15 protein-coding genes are annotated in these 14,747 nt (G+C 65.8%); 8 read left to right on the forward strand and 7 right to left on the reverse strand.

The window, feature by feature from the left end; genetic code table 11:
• Window positions 1–53: 53 nt before the first annotated feature.
• Entirely contained in the window at window positions 54–1,172 is a 1,119-nt protein-coding gene (locus ACZ9J7_RS06450) for a histidinol-phosphate transaminase (protein ID WP_476207993.1), read from the reverse strand.
• Between the two features lie 106 nt (window positions 1,173–1,278).
• Here ACZ9J7_RS06450 and ACZ9J7_RS06455 point away from each other — a divergent pair, with 106 nt between their 5' ends.
• Complete coding sequence (locus ACZ9J7_RS06455; RefSeq protein WP_476207995.1) at window positions 1,279–1,704, forward strand: phage holin family protein; 426 nt, start codon at window positions 1,279–1,281, stop codon at window positions 1,702–1,704.
• A gap of 221 nt (window positions 1,705–1,925) precedes the next feature.
• Window positions 1,926–2,825, forward strand: coding sequence for a hypothetical protein (locus ACZ9J7_RS06460; protein ID WP_476207997.1), 900 nt, complete (start codon window positions 1,926–1,928; stop codon window positions 2,823–2,825).
• Between the two features lie 27 nt (window positions 2,826–2,852).
• Here ACZ9J7_RS06460 and ACZ9J7_RS06465 read toward each other — a convergent pair whose 3' ends face one another.
• Both ACZ9J7_RS06465 and ACZ9J7_RS06470 read right to left on the reverse strand, forming a co-directional pair.
• Window positions 2,853–4,199 carry a hypothetical protein gene (locus ACZ9J7_RS06465; RefSeq protein WP_476207998.1) on the reverse strand — a complete coding sequence of 449 codons (1,347 nt, stop codon included), beginning with the start codon at window positions 4,197–4,199 and terminating at the stop codon, window positions 2,853–2,855.
• Window positions 4,199–4,486, reverse strand: a complete 288-nt coding sequence (locus ACZ9J7_RS06470) for a hypothetical protein (protein WP_476208000.1) — start codon at window positions 4,484–4,486, stop codon at window positions 4,199–4,201. Before ACZ9J7_RS06470 ends, ACZ9J7_RS06465 begins: the two co-directional genes overlap by 1 nt.
• Before the next feature lie 177 nt (window positions 4,487–4,663).
• Here ACZ9J7_RS06470 and purB point away from each other — a divergent pair, with 177 nt between their 5' ends.
• Both purB and ACZ9J7_RS06480 read left to right on the forward strand, forming a co-directional pair.
• A complete protein-coding gene (gene purB, locus ACZ9J7_RS06475) occupies window positions 4,664–6,106 on the forward strand; it encodes an adenylosuccinate lyase (protein WP_476208001.1) in 1,443 nt (480 codons plus the stop codon).
• Window positions 6,107–6,246: 140 nt separating this feature from the next.
• Entirely contained in the window at window positions 6,247–6,921 is a 675-nt protein-coding gene (locus ACZ9J7_RS06480; protein WP_476208002.1) for a histidine phosphatase family protein, read from the forward strand.
• On the opposite strand, the gene ACZ9J7_RS06485 is transcribed toward ACZ9J7_RS06480, so the two are convergent.
• The 3 genes from ACZ9J7_RS06485 to ACZ9J7_RS06495 all read right to left on the reverse strand — a co-directional run bounded on the left by ACZ9J7_RS06485 (window position 6,918) and on the right by ACZ9J7_RS06495 (window position 8,777).
• Complete coding sequence (locus ACZ9J7_RS06485) at window positions 6,918–7,874, reverse strand: serine/threonine-protein kinase (protein WP_476208004.1); 957 nt, start codon at window positions 7,872–7,874, stop codon at window positions 6,918–6,920. The genes ACZ9J7_RS06480 and ACZ9J7_RS06485 overlap by 4 nt on opposite strands.
• The gene (locus tag ACZ9J7_RS06490) at window positions 7,871–8,188 is read right to left on the reverse strand and encodes a hypothetical protein (protein WP_476208006.1); all 318 of its coding nucleotides are present in this window, start codon (window positions 8,186–8,188) and stop codon (window positions 7,871–7,873) included. The genes ACZ9J7_RS06485 and ACZ9J7_RS06490 overlap by 4 nt, the downstream gene beginning before the upstream one ends.
• Window positions 8,189–8,264: 76 nt before the next feature.
• Complete coding sequence (locus ACZ9J7_RS06495) at window positions 8,265–8,777, reverse strand: MarR family winged helix-turn-helix transcriptional regulator (RefSeq protein ID WP_476208007.1); 513 nt, start codon at window positions 8,775–8,777, stop codon at window positions 8,265–8,267.
• A gap of 157 nt (window positions 8,778–8,934) precedes the next feature.
• Between ACZ9J7_RS06495 and ACZ9J7_RS06500 the strand changes: the two genes are divergently transcribed.
• From ACZ9J7_RS06500 to ACZ9J7_RS06515, 4 genes are all read left to right on the forward strand, one after another.
• Window positions 8,935–9,438 (forward strand): GNAT family N-acetyltransferase, encoded by a 504-nt coding sequence (locus ACZ9J7_RS06500; protein ID WP_476208008.1) that lies wholly within the window; start codon window positions 8,935–8,937, stop codon window positions 9,436–9,438.
• Between the two features lie 216 nt (window positions 9,439–9,654).
• Window positions 9,655–10,731 carry an extracellular solute-binding protein gene (locus ACZ9J7_RS06505; protein WP_476208010.1) on the forward strand — a complete coding sequence of 359 codons (1,077 nt, stop codon included), beginning with the start codon at window positions 9,655–9,657 and terminating at the stop codon, window positions 10,729–10,731.
• Window positions 10,732–10,779: 48 nt separating this feature from the next.
• Window positions 10,780–11,844 carry an ABC transporter ATP-binding protein gene (locus ACZ9J7_RS06510; RefSeq protein WP_476208012.1) on the forward strand — a complete coding sequence of 355 codons (1,065 nt, stop codon included), beginning with the start codon at window positions 10,780–10,782 and terminating at the stop codon, window positions 11,842–11,844.
• Window positions 11,841–13,664 (forward strand): ABC transporter permease, encoded by a 1,824-nt coding sequence (locus ACZ9J7_RS06515; RefSeq protein WP_476208014.1) that lies wholly within the window; start codon window positions 11,841–11,843, stop codon window positions 13,662–13,664. The genes ACZ9J7_RS06510 and ACZ9J7_RS06515 overlap by 4 nt, the downstream gene beginning before the upstream one ends.
• Here the strand turns inward: ACZ9J7_RS06515 and ACZ9J7_RS06520 are convergent, their stop codons facing one another.
• On the reverse strand, window positions 13,665–14,726 hold the full coding sequence (locus ACZ9J7_RS06520) for an FAD-dependent monooxygenase (RefSeq protein ID WP_476208015.1): 1,062 nt from the start codon (window positions 14,724–14,726) through the stop codon (window positions 13,665–13,667). It lies immediately after the preceding gene.
• Between the last annotated feature and the right edge of the window lie 21 nt (window positions 14,727–14,747).

Here is a 14,747-nt window from a genome sequence, read left to right on the forward strand (position 1 = left end):
TACTGATCCTAACTTTATCTTCGGTAGGTAGCCGGAGGGCTACTTGTTAAGTGCTAGGAAGTTGCTGGCGCCTTTGTATAGTCGGCACACAATTGGAGGAACCGCGTATTGGCCTCGGGCTCCCCGATGCTCACCCTCACGCCTTCTCCGGCGAAGGCCCGCACGGACAATGCACGCGTCCCCGCCAGCTCAGCAAAGGCGGCACTTTCGGCGCCGAGCGCGAGCCAGACGAAGTTGCCCTGGGCATCGGGGACGCTCCAGCCGAGGTCCCTGAGGCCGTTGACCACCCGGGCCCTCTCGTCCACGAGCTTTTGTACCCTTTCCACAACCTGGCCATAGTTTTCAAGTGACACAACCGCTGCCTGCTCGGCGATTTGGGAGACAGCGAATGGAGTCGCGGCGACCCTCAAGTACTGCGTCAGCCCGGGATGGGAGACGCTGTACCCCACACGGAGCCCGGCCAGTCCGTGCGCCTTGGAGAAGGTCCGGAGCACCACCACGTTGGGATATTTCCGGTACAGCCCGATCCCATCCACGGCGCCTTCCGCCCTGACAAACTCCTGGTAGGCCTCATCGATCACCACCACCACGTCAGCCGGAACGGACCGGATGAAGGCTTCGGTTTCAGCCGCGTCCAGGGCCGGGCCGGTGGGGTTGTTGGGCGTGCAGAGAAGGATGACTTTGGTGCGGGCACCCACGGCCGCCGCCATGGCCGCGAGGTCGTGCCGGCCGTCGGCGGTGACGGGAACCCGGACACTTTCGGCGCCGGCCAGGCCAACGCTGATGGGGTAGGCCTCAAATGAGCGCCACGCATAGATGACCTCGTCCGCTTTCCCGTCCTCGTTCTGGCCGGCAAAGGCGGCCAGAATCTGGTTGAGCGCGCCCAGGCTTCCCGCTCCGGTGACAATGTCGTCGGCGGGAACATCGAGAAATTCCGCGAGCGCCGCACGAAGCTTGCTGCTCAAGGGATCCGGATACCGGTTGAAGTCGGACTGGTTGGCGATGGCTTCCAGTACTGCCGGGATGGGCGGCAACGGGTTTTCGTTGGAGGACAGCTTGTAGCTTGCCAGACCGCTGACTGCGGCCGGCGGTTTTCCTGCCGCGTAGCGGGGCAGCCGGTCCAGCACCGGGCGCGGCGCAATTCCGCCCGCCCGGGTCTCAGGTGAAGTCATGGCCTCTAGCCTACGTCCAGCTTCCGCAAGGATCCGGGGAATGCCGGGCACAAATTCAATACCGTTCCCCCGGGTTCCCGGGGGAACGGTATGGAAGCATGGTGGCATGGGTTCCTTCATCCTTCGGGTCGTCGTTAACGCCGCCGCGCTCTGGGTGGCCAGCTGGGTCCTGCCGGGCATGGACATCTCCAGCGCCGCAGCATCGGACGCCGTAGCCAGAACCGGAATTTCACAGGACACCGAAACCATTGGGATTGTCCTGGCCTACCTGTTCATCGGCCTCATCTTCGGCGTCGTCAATGCCTTCGTACGGCCGCTGGTGCGCCTGCTCGCGCTGCCCATCACCATCCTGACGCTTGGCCTGTTCGCCATCGTCATCAACGCGGCCATGCTGTACCTTACTGCGTGGATCAGCAGCTATACGCCAGTGCACCTCACCATTGATTCCTTCTTCTGGACGGCGCTGCTGGCCGCGATCATCATCTCGCTGGTATCCCTGGTGGCGGGACTGCTGCCGGGAGGCAGACGCTGACCCGGGCTGCACCGGCTCCAATGGGAAGAAGCCCGCACGGCGCCCCTGCCGCCAAGTAGCAGGGCGGCCGGTGAACAGGTACCCATCAGGTGCCGTTCCCCGAACCAGCAGTAAAAACTTCAGTACCAGCCACCCATGACCCCTGCCGCTGGGGCCGCTTAGGCTGCAGATCGGGCCAGCACGGCCCGTCGCTGTCAGTTCCGAAACTATGGGGGCATGGGATGAAGCCCATCAGGATATTTCTCGCTGCCTGCCTGCTCCTGGCGTGGCAAGCCGGCCCGGCACGTGCGGAATCCGGCACCGTACCGCACGGCCCCGGGGGACTGGGCAATGACATCTCCTGGCCGCAATGCGGCGCTGATCTTCCGGTGCCCCCGCCTTTCGCGATCGTCGGGGTGAACGGCGGGCGGCCCGATACCGCCAACCCTTGCCTGGCCGCCCAACTGGCGTGGGCGGGTCAAAGCGCGGAGGCGGCCGGCGGCACACCGGCGGCAGTGTATGTGAACACTGCCGCGACCGGGCCCGCCGAGTCTATATGGTGGCCGGCAGGGAACACCTACGGGGAAACGGCCGTCAGCAACCCGCATGGTTTGTGCGACGGCACCGCGTCCCCGGCCTGCGCCTACGTGCACGGCTACGCCATGGCCGCCAAGGCCGCCGGCCTCCTGGCGGCAGCCGGGCAGGACATACACCGCATGTGGTGGCTGGATGTTGAATTTGGAAACAGCTGGCTGTGGGACAAGGCAGTCAACGCGGCCGAACTGGAAGGCATGACGGCCTACCTGCAGGGGGCCGGCGTGGAAGTGGGGATCTATTCAACCGGATACCAGTTCAACGAGATTGTGGGCGACGTCGGTCCCGGCAGTAACCTCTACAAACTCCAGAACTGGCTGGCGGGCCCCTACTCGGCGGAGTCAGCAGAGGAGTATTGCGGGGCTCCCCCGTTGACGCCGGGCGGTACTGTCACCACAACGCAGTTCACCGAAAATGACCTCGACTACAACTACCGGTGCCCTGCCGCCGTCCCGGCACCGGCTCCACAACCGGCGGCCCCCGCCCCGCAACCGGAACAGCCGCGCTCCAGCCGGTACGTGGAATTGCACGCCGCCCCGATCTCCTGACGCCTGCCGCGCGTTCGGAGGAACTTCCTAGCGGGCTCCCGGCTGAGGCCGCCCGGAAAAAGGGTCCCTGCGGTCCTTGGGGACGGTGGGCGGCGGAGTTTTGGTCAACGCAAAGCGGGTGGCTGTGGCCGCACCTCCGGCACCGAGTACTCCGCCCAACACCGCCGTGGATTGGACCAATGAGGGATCTTTGCTGGCGCCAACCAGGCTTGCCGCCTCCTCGTAGCCCGTGAGGCTGTGCCCGGGACCCAGCCCGGCGTCTTCCCCGCCGCGCACGTAGAGGTCGTTGGTCACGGTTACGGTGACCTGGTTCCTGGCGTCGCGGTTCGGCAAGCCATCGCTGCCGGGCACCCAGTCTGTTCGGTGTTCCAGGTGAAGGGTGCTGACATCGGGGGAAGGCGTGATGCGCGAAACCGGCGAACCGGCGGTCAGGACGTATTTAAGTCGATATTCCTTGAGGAAGCCCTCGTCAGCGGCCAGATTCATTGCATGGATGCCGCCCTGGCTATAGCCGACAGCAACCACGTCCGCTCCGGGTTCCGCGCCGGCAGCACGCAGCGACTGGATGACAGCGGCATTCACTTGTTGGGACTGGCCACCCATGCCATCGAAGATTCCCCCAAGATCGAAAGGATTGGTTCCACCGTCGGATTCATTGACCTGGGTCCCGGGAACCACCACGACGTAGGCCTTCCCACCTCCGGTATCCACCTCAATGACTTCGATATAGCCGCTTCCGCGGGCCTCAATCAACTGCACCCGCTTAAGCAGCCCGGCAGGACTGGCCTCAAGATCGATAGGCACACTCTCTTCCCGTGTGGCCGTCACCGTCCCCGTGCGCAGTGAGGGGACGTTCTTTTCGACAACAGGCCTGATCGAGGGAAGGACGAGGACAGCATTTGCCGCCAGCATTTCCGCGGCATCCCCGTTCAGGAATCCGGTCCGCCAGAAGTCCACGTGCTTTTGGAACTCCACGCCAGGATCTGACAGCCCCAGCCTCCACTTAAGATGGGCAGCGGATTCAGCTATGTCGTACTCGCGCCTGCAGCTGCGCACCTGGCCGCTGATCCACTGCAGTTCCTGGCGGACTTTCTGGATGGCATCCTTTGCCTCCCACACGGCCATGAGGGCGGCGCTTCCCGTACTGCGCGGTTGGTTCTGGTGCGTGCCAAGCTCCTGCCAGGCGGCGAAAAGCCCATCCTCGACGGCTGCGAGCCGCTGGGCGAGCAGGTCGATCCGTCCGGCTCCCTGGTCAAGCTCGTCCAGCTGGACAGTAATGCCGCCCACCCCGCCGGAGACTGTGAGGTTGCCGTCCGGAGGTGGCGGCAGGACCCGGATGGGTCCTCCCGATCCGGACGGCGTGACGTCAGCCATCACAACCTCCGGTCGGGTGAACACTCGGATGTCAAGGCCGCGCTGGCATGCGCTGCCACGGCGGCAGAAGCTTCGCGGATCCGGTCCAGTGCCCTCCGCACCGCCACCGCCTGCAGGCTTACGGAGTTGCGGTAAGCCTTCCCGGCCGGTGATTCCCAGTCCAGCAGCTGGATCTCGTGGAATCCGGCCAGCACTTCCTCAGTCCTGTCCGAGCACTGCGCCACCTTCCTGCCCACCTCCTGGATTCCAAGGCTGACGGCCAGTCCGCTCCCCCAGATACCGTCCACCGGACCGTCCCCCTGTTTTCGACCCAGCCTCCCTGGCCGGATAATCCGTCCCAACCTTGCTGTTCCCAACGCTAGGCACGCGGCCCTGCCTCCGTAAGCGATGCCGCCGGCTATGTGGACAAGTAACGTGGACAACCACGCTTAAGGCGGCGCCGGAGTTCATGAAAGAATCAGGACATGCCTGAAACTGCCGCCACAGCTGATACCCGTACGCCCTCAGGACGCCTGGCCCTCGCCGCGTCATCGGAAAAGATCGCGCTTGGACCCCTGGACGGCCGTTACCAGTCCGCCGTCGCGCCCCTCGTTGACTACCTGTCCGAGGCCGCCCTGAACCGGGACCGCGTGGCCGTGGAAGTGGAATGGCTCATCCACCTGACCAGCAACAACGTCCTTCCCGGCGCCGGCCCCCTGAGCGCGGAACAGCAGGACCAGCTCCGCGCCATCGTCACCGAATTCGACGCCGCATCCGTCGCCGAACTGGCCGAGATCGAAGCCGTGACGGTGCACGATGTGAAGGCCGTGGAGTACTACATCGGCCGCCGCCTTCCCGCAATCGGCATCGAGAACCTGACCGCCATGGTCCACTTCGGCTGCACCTCCGAGGACATCAACAACCTGTCCTACGCTTTGGGCGTCAAGGGTGCCGTCGAGGACGTGTGGCTGCCGGCAGCCCGCGCCCTGGTGGCGCAGATCAGCAAGATGGCGGAGGACAACCGTGCTGTTCCCATGCTGTCCCGCACCCACGGGCAGCCGGCCACCCCCACCACCCTGGGCAAGGAACTGGCCGTCATCGCGCACCGCCTGACGCGCCAGCTGGACCGGATCTCCAAGACCGAATACCTGGGCAAGATCAACGGGGCCACCGGCACGTACGCGGCCCATGTAGCGTCCGTCCCGGGCGCCGACTGGCAGCAGGTTTCCGAGTCGTTCGTGGAGGGGCTGGGCCTTACCTGGAACCCGCTCACCACGCAGATCGAAAGCCACGACTGGCAGGCCGAGCTCTACGCCGACGTTGCCCGCTTCAACCGCATCCTGCACAATGTCTGCACTGACATCTGGAGCTACATCTCCATCGGCTACTTTGCGCAGATCCCGGTGGCCGGTGCCACGGGTTCGTCCACCATGCCGCACAAGGTCAACCCCATCCGCTTCGAAAACGCCGAGGCCAACCTGGAGATCTCCTCCGGCCTGCTCGATGTCCTGGGCTCCACCCTGGTAACCTCCCGCTGGCAGCGCGACCTCACCGATTCCTCCAGCCAGCGCAACATCGGCGTCGCCTTTGGGCACTCCCTGCTGGCTATCTCCAACGTTGCCAAGGGCCTGGAGCGCCTGGATGTCGCCGAAGACGTCCTGGCAGCGGACCTGGATACCAACTGGGAGGTCCTGGGCGAGGCCATCCAAATGGTCATGCGCGCCGAGGCGATTGCCGGCGTCGAGGGTATGGAAAACCCCTACGAGCGCCTCAAGGACCTCACCCGCGGCCAGCGCGTGGACGCTGCGCGGATGCAGGAGTTCGTGCAGGGCCTGGGCCTCTCCCCCGAGGCCGAGGCACGCCTCCTAGCCCTCACGCCAGGCAAATACACCGGTATCGCGGACCTGCTGGTGGACCACCTGAAGTAAGCCAGCAAGGCAGGATCGTACGACGGCGGCGCCGGGCCCTCGGAGGGCCCGGCGCCTTTCGTTTTTCCGGGCAGGGCGTGCCGCCCGGACGTGGGTGCAGGCGTTTCGGCAGCACCGCGGCGGGGTGGGAAACTGGAGTCATGAAGTTGCTCCTGATCCGCCATGGCGAAACCCCCGGCAACGTGCTGGGCCAGCTGGATACTGACCACCCGGGACCGGGCCTCACCGAACTGGGTGAACGGCAGGCAGAGGCGATGGCGCGTTCGCTGGTCAACGAACCCATCGGCGCCCTCTACGCCTCCACCTTGATCCGCACGCAGATCACCGCGGCACCCCTGGGCAGGCTCCAGGGCCTGGAAACCACGGTGCTGGAGGGGCTGCACGAGATCGAGGCGGGGGCGCTTGAGAAGCTTACGGACCACGAGTCGCATAAACGGTACATGGGAACGGTCATTTCCTGGGCTGCGGGTGAACTGGACAACCGCATGCCCGCAGGCCCGGACGGCCACGCGTTTTTTGACCGGTTCGACGCCGCCATCGCCAGGGTGGTCGACAGGGCATCTGGGCAGCACGGCACGGTGGCAGTGGTGAGCCATGGTGCGGCGATCAGGACCTGGGCAGGGCTTCGGGTCGACGGCATCGATCACGAATTCGCCGCCAGGCACGTGCTGGCCAATACCGGAATCGTGGCGCTGGAGGGTGACCCGGACAGCGGCTGGACGCTGATTCACTGGGAAGGCAGCCCGGTGGGCGGCCTTGCCCTGGCGGATCCCACCGCCGGGGACCCGACGGGCCGGGACGCAGCCGCCCCCTAGGCCTGCTGCCGGTGCCGCCGGAGCGGCAATGCCCGCCCGGCGGGACAAGTGCCCGCGTCCGCGCGGCGACGCAAGGCCGGCGTGCCCCGGCGGACGGACGGGACCCCGGGAATCAGCTGCGCCGCCATCGCTGCGGCATCTCCCGCCGTCGGCCGTTCCGCTGGGTCCATGGCGGTCAGGGACCGCAGCAGGGGCACCCAGTCCCCGAGGTACTCCGGGACGTCCGGGGAGCGCAATGTGCGGGCCACGAGGGATTCAATGGCGGTGCCCGGAAAGGCTTTGATGCCCGTGAGGAGCTCCAGCAGGACAAGCCCCGTGGAGTACACGTCCCAGGACGGCGCGACGGTGCCGCCGGAAGCCTGTTCGGGACTCATGTAGTGCACTGTCCCGGATGAGATTCCGGGCTCGGGTGCCGAACCTGCGGCGGCGGCAATGCCGAAGTCGATGATCCGGACGGGACTTCTACGGAGGCCGCTGAGCATCAGGTTTGCGGGTTTGATATCGCGGTGCACCAGTCCCCCGGCATGCAGGTGGGCGAGCGCACCGAAGAGGCCCCGGGCCCAAAGCGCCACGTCACCGGACTTAGGGCGTTCCGCGCGGATGACCTCGGCGAGGCTTGCGCCCAGGGCCAGTTCCTCCACGAGATACGGGCGCCCGCAGTGGGAACCGCTGCCTGTCACCACGCCCTGGTCCACCAGGCTCACGATGGATGGATGACTGAAGCGGGCCAGGACGGCGGCTTCGTTCTGGATGCGCTGGTGCTGTTTCCGGCCGCCGGCCGCCGCGATCTTCACGGCAACGTCCGGGCCGCCCTCCAGGTCCACCGCGCGGAACACTTCGGCCGCGGATCCCCGGCCCAGGCGTTCCCTCAACTGGTACCGGCCGGCGAGGGCCTCCCCGCTGTTCAGCAACGAATGCTGCAGCGCCGCAGCTGCCGTCCCGTTGGCACTCACGCGGAGAGGGCAGCGGAAGGACGTGTGCCGCGGGGGCCGGTGGTCCAGGCGTCGAGCTGGAACCCGCAGGCGCAACGCCACACGGGCGGAAGCTCGCGGTCCCCGGGGGCAGTTGGGGCAAAGGTGTAGCTGGCACGCTCCCACCCCAGGGCCGGCGTCACCAGCTCCATCGGCGTACCGCAGTGGACGGCGGTATTTCCCTGCGGCGCTGTGGTGCCGTCCAGGGTAGACCGCCTCGGGTCCGTGCGGGCATCGGGAATGGTCACACCCATGGCGGGTTTACGCGGTGAAACTTCGGTGTAAGAGACCAACACACTCACGACTCCGTTGGGAAGCAAATTCGGGAACAATCGTAAGCTTACATATAACTAGGCTAACTAGCTAGTCAGCCTAGTGAACTTTTATTTCCTCTTCCCGATGCTGCAGCGACTCCGTCATGCGCTGCAGGAAATCGACCACGATCCGCGCCTCCTCGGCGCTCAGGCCCTCCGCAACTGCCATCATGCGGCGATGCATGGCGCCGAGCGTCTCCCGGACTTCCTTGTCAGACTCCACGGTGGGGACCACCACCACCGAACGGCGGTCGGAAGGGTGCGCCTCGCGGCGAACGTGTCCACTCGCCACCAGTCGGTCGATCAGCGAAGTGGTGGACGCGCTAGTAATATTGAGGAACCGGCTGAGATCCTTGGGGACAACCTGCTTGCCCGACGCCTGGACCCTCAGCAGGTACCGCAGGGCGAGGATATCCGTTTCGCCCATGCCCATGGAGTCTCTGGTGCTTCGGCGAATCTCGGTTTCGGCCGCGCGGTAGTCGCGCAGGGCCTTCAGTACCGCCGCACTGTAGTCCAGTTGCCCGTCGGATCCGTACCAGTAGCCGGATCCCTCGTTGCCCATAGAAACCATGGCATCATTTTAGACCAACTGGTAACTAGACTGCCAAGTAAGTTAGCTGATGGTCGCGCCGCCAGGGGTTATCCGGGTGCTAACCCCCAGGAAACACCTGCGTAACTCGCCACGCCTAGCCTTGTCAGGCATACCCCTCCGGCGAATCGAGGCAGAGATGCAGACCAACCCCAGGCTCAACATTCGGCAGGTCTCCTGGTCCAACCCCGTGGGCGCCGATCTTCGCCGCGCCCAACAGGCAGAACTCGACGCCCGCTTCGGCCGGCCCGACCACGAGCCCGGGCCGCCGCCGTCGGGCGCCGACTGCGCCGTCTTCCTGGTGGCGTACGACAAAGGCTCGGGGCAGCCGGTGGGCTGCGGCGGGCTGCGCCTCCTGGACGGAACGACGGCCGAAATCAAGCGGCTTTACGTACTGCCGTACACCCGAGGTTCCGGCGTTGCCAGCTCCATCCTCGCGGCACTGGAGGCGGAGGCCTTCAGCCAGGGCATCACCCGGATCAAGGCCGAGGCCGGGTCAGCCCAGCCGGACGGCCGGAACTTCTACGAAAATTCGGGATTCGACCCCGTACCGAACTTCGGGCCCTATGTGGGGGTGGAGCACTCGCGCTGCTACGCCAAGCGCATCAACGCCCACAGCGCAGCACAGACCGCCATGGCCTAGCGCCCGCCTCGGAGCAGGGTCCCGTCGGGGCCCTGCTCCACGACCCAACGTTTCCTTCCGGTTCACGCCGAGGTCCCTAACCGTTTTCCCGACAGGTCCAAAGTGGGAAGCCGGGCTGTTTATCGAATCGATAGCTATAACAGCCCGGTTTTCGTCATGCCCGGCTATAGGCTTTGCGGACATGCTCTGATTCCAGTCCAGAAATGAGTCCTGATCGTGCGTAAATTGCAGACTTTGGTTGCCGCCGCCGTTGCCGCCACCCTCCTCGCCGGCTGCGGCGGGGGCGCCACCCCGCCGGCTTCAACCGGTGAAGCCTCCGGGGCTCCCGCGGGAGCCTCCGGGGACACCCTGGTGATCTACACCAACTCCAACGGCGAGGGCCGGGGCGACTGGCTGGCCGCCAAGGCGGCGGAGGCCGGATTCAAGATCGAGATCGTAGGGGCCGGCGGCGCCGATGCCACCAACAAGCTCATTGCCGAGAAGAACAATCCCATCGCGGACGTCGCGTTCGGCCTGAACAACATGTACTTCTCGCAGGTCAAGAACGAGGGCGCGCTGGAGGCGTACCAGCCCGCGTGGGCCGGCGACGTGGACAAGGGCCTGGGCGACGGGGAGACGTACTGGCCCCTGGTGAAGCAGGCCATCCTCCTGGGGTACAACTCGGACAAGATCAGCAAGGATGCCGCACCCAAGGACTGGACGGACCTGTGGACCAAGGACGAGTTCAAGAGCCGCTACGAGCGGGTCACTGGCCTGGGCACCGCCACGGCGCAGCTGGTTTTCGCCGGCATCCTCTCCCGGTACCGGGACGACTCGGGGGATCTGGGGATTTCCGACGACGGCTGGAAGCAGGTTGAGCAGTACTTCAAGAACGGCAGCCCGGCAGTGGCCAAGACCGACCTGTTTGCCCGCATCGCCTCCGGCGACGTGGACATGGGCCAGATGCCGTCCTCGATCATTGCCGACCGCGAAAAGTCCTTCAAAGTGAACGTGGACACGGTCATCCCTTCCGTGGGGGTCCCCCTTGCCGTGGAGCAGATCGCCCTGGTGAAGGGGACCAAGAAGAAGGAGCAGGCGCAGAAGTTCATCGACTGGTTCGGCAGCGCAGACGTCCAGGGTGAATTCGCGCAGAAGTTCAACTCCATGCCGGTCAACAAGGCCGCCCAGGCAAAGGCCAATCCCGAGGTGGTGGACTTCTTTGCCGGCCTCAAGCAGCAGGACATCGACTGGGACTTCGTCCAGAAGAACATGGGCGCCTGGGTGGAGAAGATCGAACTCGAATACATGACGTAACCCCGCACTGCCAGCCGCCGTTTCCGCGTTCCATCAGACAGGGTTGCCATGATCCGCTTGGAAAACATCGAAGTTACCTTTGGCGATTTCACCGCCATTCCGCGTCTGGACCTGCATGTCCAGCCGGGGGAGTTCTTCACCCTCCTGGGGCCCTCCGGCTGTGGAAAGACGACGGCGCTGCGCACCCTGGCCGGCTTCATCCAGCCGGCCAGGGGTACGGTCCGGGTGGACGGGAAGGATGTGACCCGCCTTCCCAGCGACAAGCGGCAGGTGGGCATGGTGTTCCAGAACTATGCCCTGTTTCCGAGCATGAGCGTATGGGAGAACATCGCCTTCGGGCTCCGGGTCCGGAAGGAAAAGCCTGCCGACAGTGACCGCCTGGTGCGGGATATTGCACGGCGCGTGGAACTCAGCGACGAGCAGCTGGCGAAGAACGTGGCCGAGCTGTCCGGCGGGCAGCAGCAGCGCGTGGCTGTTGCCCGCGCCCTGGTGCTGCGGCCCAAGATCCTGCTGCTGGACGAGCCGCTGTCCAACCTCGATGCCAAGCTCCGCCACCAGTTGCGCCAGCAGCTCAAGGACCTGCAGAGCGAGTTCGGCATCACCACCGTGTACGTCACCCACGACCAGGACGAGGCCCTGGCCATGAGCGACCGGGTGGCCGTCTTCAACAAGGGGGTGGTGGAACAGGTCGGGACGCCCCAGGACATCTACGACCAGGCCGCCACGGAGTTCGTCTGCAACTTCATTGGTGACAGCTCAGCCCTGACGCCGGACTTCGTGGCGGAGGTTAACCGGCTCTCCGGGGCCGGCCTCAGCACGGATGCCAGGTCCTACCTGCGCGTGGAAAAGGCCTCCCTGGACCGGCCCGCGGACGGAGGGACCGCCGTCGGGCTTCCCGCCACCGTGGTGTCCCGGACCTACCACGGCCTGCACAGCCGGTATGTGGTCCGCAGCCATGGCGCCGACATCCGCCTCCTGGTCCGCGAAGACGGCGCCGCGCACCCTGAGGCCGGCACGGTCACGACGGTATACGTCCAGCCCGGGCACATCCTCCAGTACCATCCGGGATCCGGTGCCGCGCTGGCACAGGACCGGGCGGTCGCCCTGCCATGAGCGGCAACAACGCGGTGCGCAGCATGGCCCGCTCCCCGTTCGTCCTGGTGGTGGGGGTCATCCTCACCTGGTTCATCGCCGCGTTCCTGGTGTGGCCCAACGTGAACATCCTGATGGCCACGTTCTTCCCGGACGGCAGCTTTTCGGGCCGCGCCGCGGAGAAGCTGTCCTCCTCCCAGCGGGCGATGAAGGCACTGGGCAACAGCTTCCTGCTGGCCGTGGCGCTGTCCGTCACCGTCAACCTGGTGGGCATCTTCATCGTCCTGGTGACGCACTACTTCAGGATCCGCGGCTCCAGGATCCTGTTCCTGGGCTATGCCTCCACCTTCATCTATGGGGGCATCGTGCTGGCGGCGGGGTACAAATTCATCTACGGGGACAAGGGCATTGTCACGACGCTGCTGGTCCGGGTTTTCCCCGGCATGGACCCAGGCTGGTTTTCCGGGTTCTTTGCCGTGCTGGCGGTCATGACCTTTGCCACCACCACCAACCACATGCTGTTCGTTGCCAACGCCCTCAAAGGCATCGACTACCAGACCATCGAGGCCGCGCGGAACCTTGGCGCCTCCACGTGGACCATCCTGCGGCGCATCGTCCTGCCCATGCTCAAGCCCACGCTGTTCGCCGTCACCATCCTGTCCTTCCTCACCGGCCTGGGCGCCCTCAGCGCCCCGCAGGTGCTGGGCGGCCGCGAATTCCAGACCATCACACCGATGATCCTGACGTTCACCAACAGCCCCACCTCGCGTGACCTGGCGGCGCTGCTGGCCGTGATCCTTGGCCTGGCCACCATGGTGATGCTCGCCGTGATGTCGCGGCTGGAGAAGGGCGGCACGTACTTTTCGGTGTCCAAGGTGTCTTCGGAGCTGCAGAAACAGGACATCACCAACCCGGCGGCCAACGTGGCGGTGCACGCCGTGGCCTATCTCCTCTTTGCCGTCTATACGCTTCCCGTGGCGTTGATCGTGCTTTATTCATTTGCCGACGGCGCGGCCATCCAGACCGGACAGCTCTCGTTTTCCAACCTGACACTGGACAACTACGTCCGCGTCCTCACCCAGCAGTCCGGGCTGCGGCCGTTCATCGTCAGCGTGGTGTACAGCGCCCTGGCGGCGGTCATCGCCGTGGGCGGCCTGCTCTTCGTGGCGCGGCTGCTGCAGAAGTACAAGAACTGGGTGGCCTCAACGTTTGAGTATCTGTTGCACATCCCGTGGATCCTGCCGTCAGCGCTGCTGGCCCTGGGCCTGATTGTCAGCTACGACCACCCCAATCCCCTGGTGGGCGGTGCCGTCCTCACCGGAACAACGGTGATCCTGCTCATCGCCTTCGTCACGGTGAAGATCCCGTTCACCCTGCGGATGCTCAAGGCGTCCTTTGCCGCCGTGAACTCTTCCCTGGAGGAGGCCGCCGCCATCATGGGCGCCAAGACGCTGTATGTCTTCCGCCGGATCCTCCTGCCCCTGGTGCTTCCGGCGGCCGCAGCCATCACGGCCCTGAATTTCAACAGCCTGCTGGACGACTACGACACGGCGATCTTCCTGGCCCATCCGCTGGTGCAGCCGCTGGGCCTGGTGATCAAAGCCAACACGGACGGGGCCGAGGGCACGGAGGGCATCGCAAACACCTTCGTGTACACGGTGCTCCTCATGGTCATTACCGGGGTGACGATGTACCTCGTGTACGGCAGGTCCGGACGGCGGAAAAACAGGAAGAGGCTGCCCGCAGCTCCGGCCGGCCAGCAGGTCTCCGACGCCGGACTTCCCGGCGCCCAGGCGCCGGGCGAGGACGACGCCACGCGCCCGGCAGCTGCCGTCCGCTGACTACCTCCCCGGACCGCTGCCGACGGCGGTCCGTGCGTTCCGCCGCCGGGCCAGGTTGAGCAGGCGGTCGCGCAGCGGCTGGGCACGGTCTGCCAGGGCTACACGCCCGAGTGCAAAGGAGGCCACGCTCACCGCGCGGGTGCGGAGTCTCCGTTGCTTGTTGTAGGCGCGCAGTGCCTGGTCCTGGCCTTGAGGCGCGTTGTTGAGGAGGTCGGCCAGTGTCACCGCGTCCACCAGCGATTCGCAGGCGCCGCGGCCAAGGGTGGGCATCATGGCGTGCGCGGCATCGCCGATGAGCACCGTCCGGCCGCTGACGTAGGAGCGCAGATGCGGCACTGTCCACAGGCGCTGGACGAGGCATTCCTCCGGTGTGGCTGCCGCCAGGGCACGACGGATGGCAGGTGCGTGGCCGGAGAAGCGTTCCCGGGCCTGGTCCAGCGCTAACGGAACATCGATTCCGAAAGGTCCAAGTTCGGACCGGTAACTGGCGTACCAGAAGGACCCGCCTCGGGCGGCTGCCATGCCGAACAGGTCGCCGCGGCCCCAGTACTCGCCCACCTCATCCGGGGCGACCGGCGTCGGGAGGGTTCCCCGGAGGGCAAGGTAGGGCGTCAGGCGGGCAGCGGTGGCGCTGCCCCATCCCGCACGGCGAACCATGCTGTGGACGCCGTCGGCGCCCACCACCAGGCTGGCATCCGCTGGGACTGACTGCACGGCGTCGGTGACACGGCGCACGGCGGCGGGCACGGCGCCATCAAGCAGCCGGATCAGGTCGATCCGGGAAATACCGAACATCTCCCCGGCATCGACCGTGACCCACGGTTCACCCTGTGCATTGCGGACCGACCCGCTACCCAGCACCGGGCTGACGGCCCGGGCCTGGTCCAGTATTCCCAGCCGGGCCAGGGCGCGCTGGGCGTTGGGCCACATCCCGAGGGCGTTGCCGACGGTGGGCAGTTCCGGCCGTTTCTCGTACACCGTCACGTGGAAGCGGCTGGGATCCAGGGCTGCCGCAAGGGCCAGGCCGGCGATGCCGCCGCCAACGATCGTGATCGTTTCCATACGCGCCATTTTACTACTTTT

The sequence above is a fragment of the Pseudarthrobacter sp. TE9888 genome, assembly GCF_056279345.1.

Excerpts from the sequence above, each read along its gene's own strand:
- ACZ9J7_RS06450 (WP_476207993.1), bottom strand. The coding sequence starts at position 1,172 with ATGACTTCACCTGAGACCCGGGCGGGCGGAATTGCGCCGCGCCCGGTG.
- ACZ9J7_RS06455 (WP_476207995.1), top strand. The coding sequence starts at position 1,279 with ATGGGTTCCTTCATCCTTCGGGTCGTCGTTAACGCCGCCGCGCTCTGG.
- ACZ9J7_RS06460 (WP_476207997.1), top strand. The coding sequence starts at position 1,926 with ATGAAGCCCATCAGGATATTTCTCGCTGCCTGCCTGCTCCTGGCGTGG.
- ACZ9J7_RS06465 (WP_476207998.1), bottom strand. The coding sequence starts at position 4,199 with ATGGCTGACGTCACGCCGTCCGGATCGGGAGGACCCATCCGGGTCCTG.
- purB (WP_476208001.1), top strand. The coding sequence starts at position 4,664 with ATGCCTGAAACTGCCGCCACAGCTGATACCCGTACGCCCTCAGGACGC.
- ACZ9J7_RS06480 (WP_476208002.1), top strand. The coding sequence starts at position 6,247 with ATGAAGTTGCTCCTGATCCGCCATGGCGAAACCCCCGGCAACGTGCTG.
- ACZ9J7_RS06495 (WP_476208007.1), bottom strand. The coding sequence starts at position 8,777 with ATGGTTTCTATGGGCAACGAGGGATCCGGCTACTGGTACGGATCCGAC.
- ACZ9J7_RS06500 (WP_476208008.1), top strand. The coding sequence starts at position 8,935 with ATGCAGACCAACCCCAGGCTCAACATTCGGCAGGTCTCCTGGTCCAAC.
- ACZ9J7_RS06510 (WP_476208012.1), top strand. The coding sequence starts at position 10,780 with ATGATCCGCTTGGAAAACATCGAAGTTACCTTTGGCGATTTCACCGCC.
- ACZ9J7_RS06515 (WP_476208014.1), top strand. The coding sequence starts at position 11,841 with ATGAGCGGCAACAACGCGGTGCGCAGCATGGCCCGCTCCCCGTTCGTC.
- ACZ9J7_RS06520 (WP_476208015.1), bottom strand. The coding sequence starts at position 14,726 with ATGGAAACGATCACGATCGTTGGCGGCGGCATCGCCGGCCTGGCCCTT.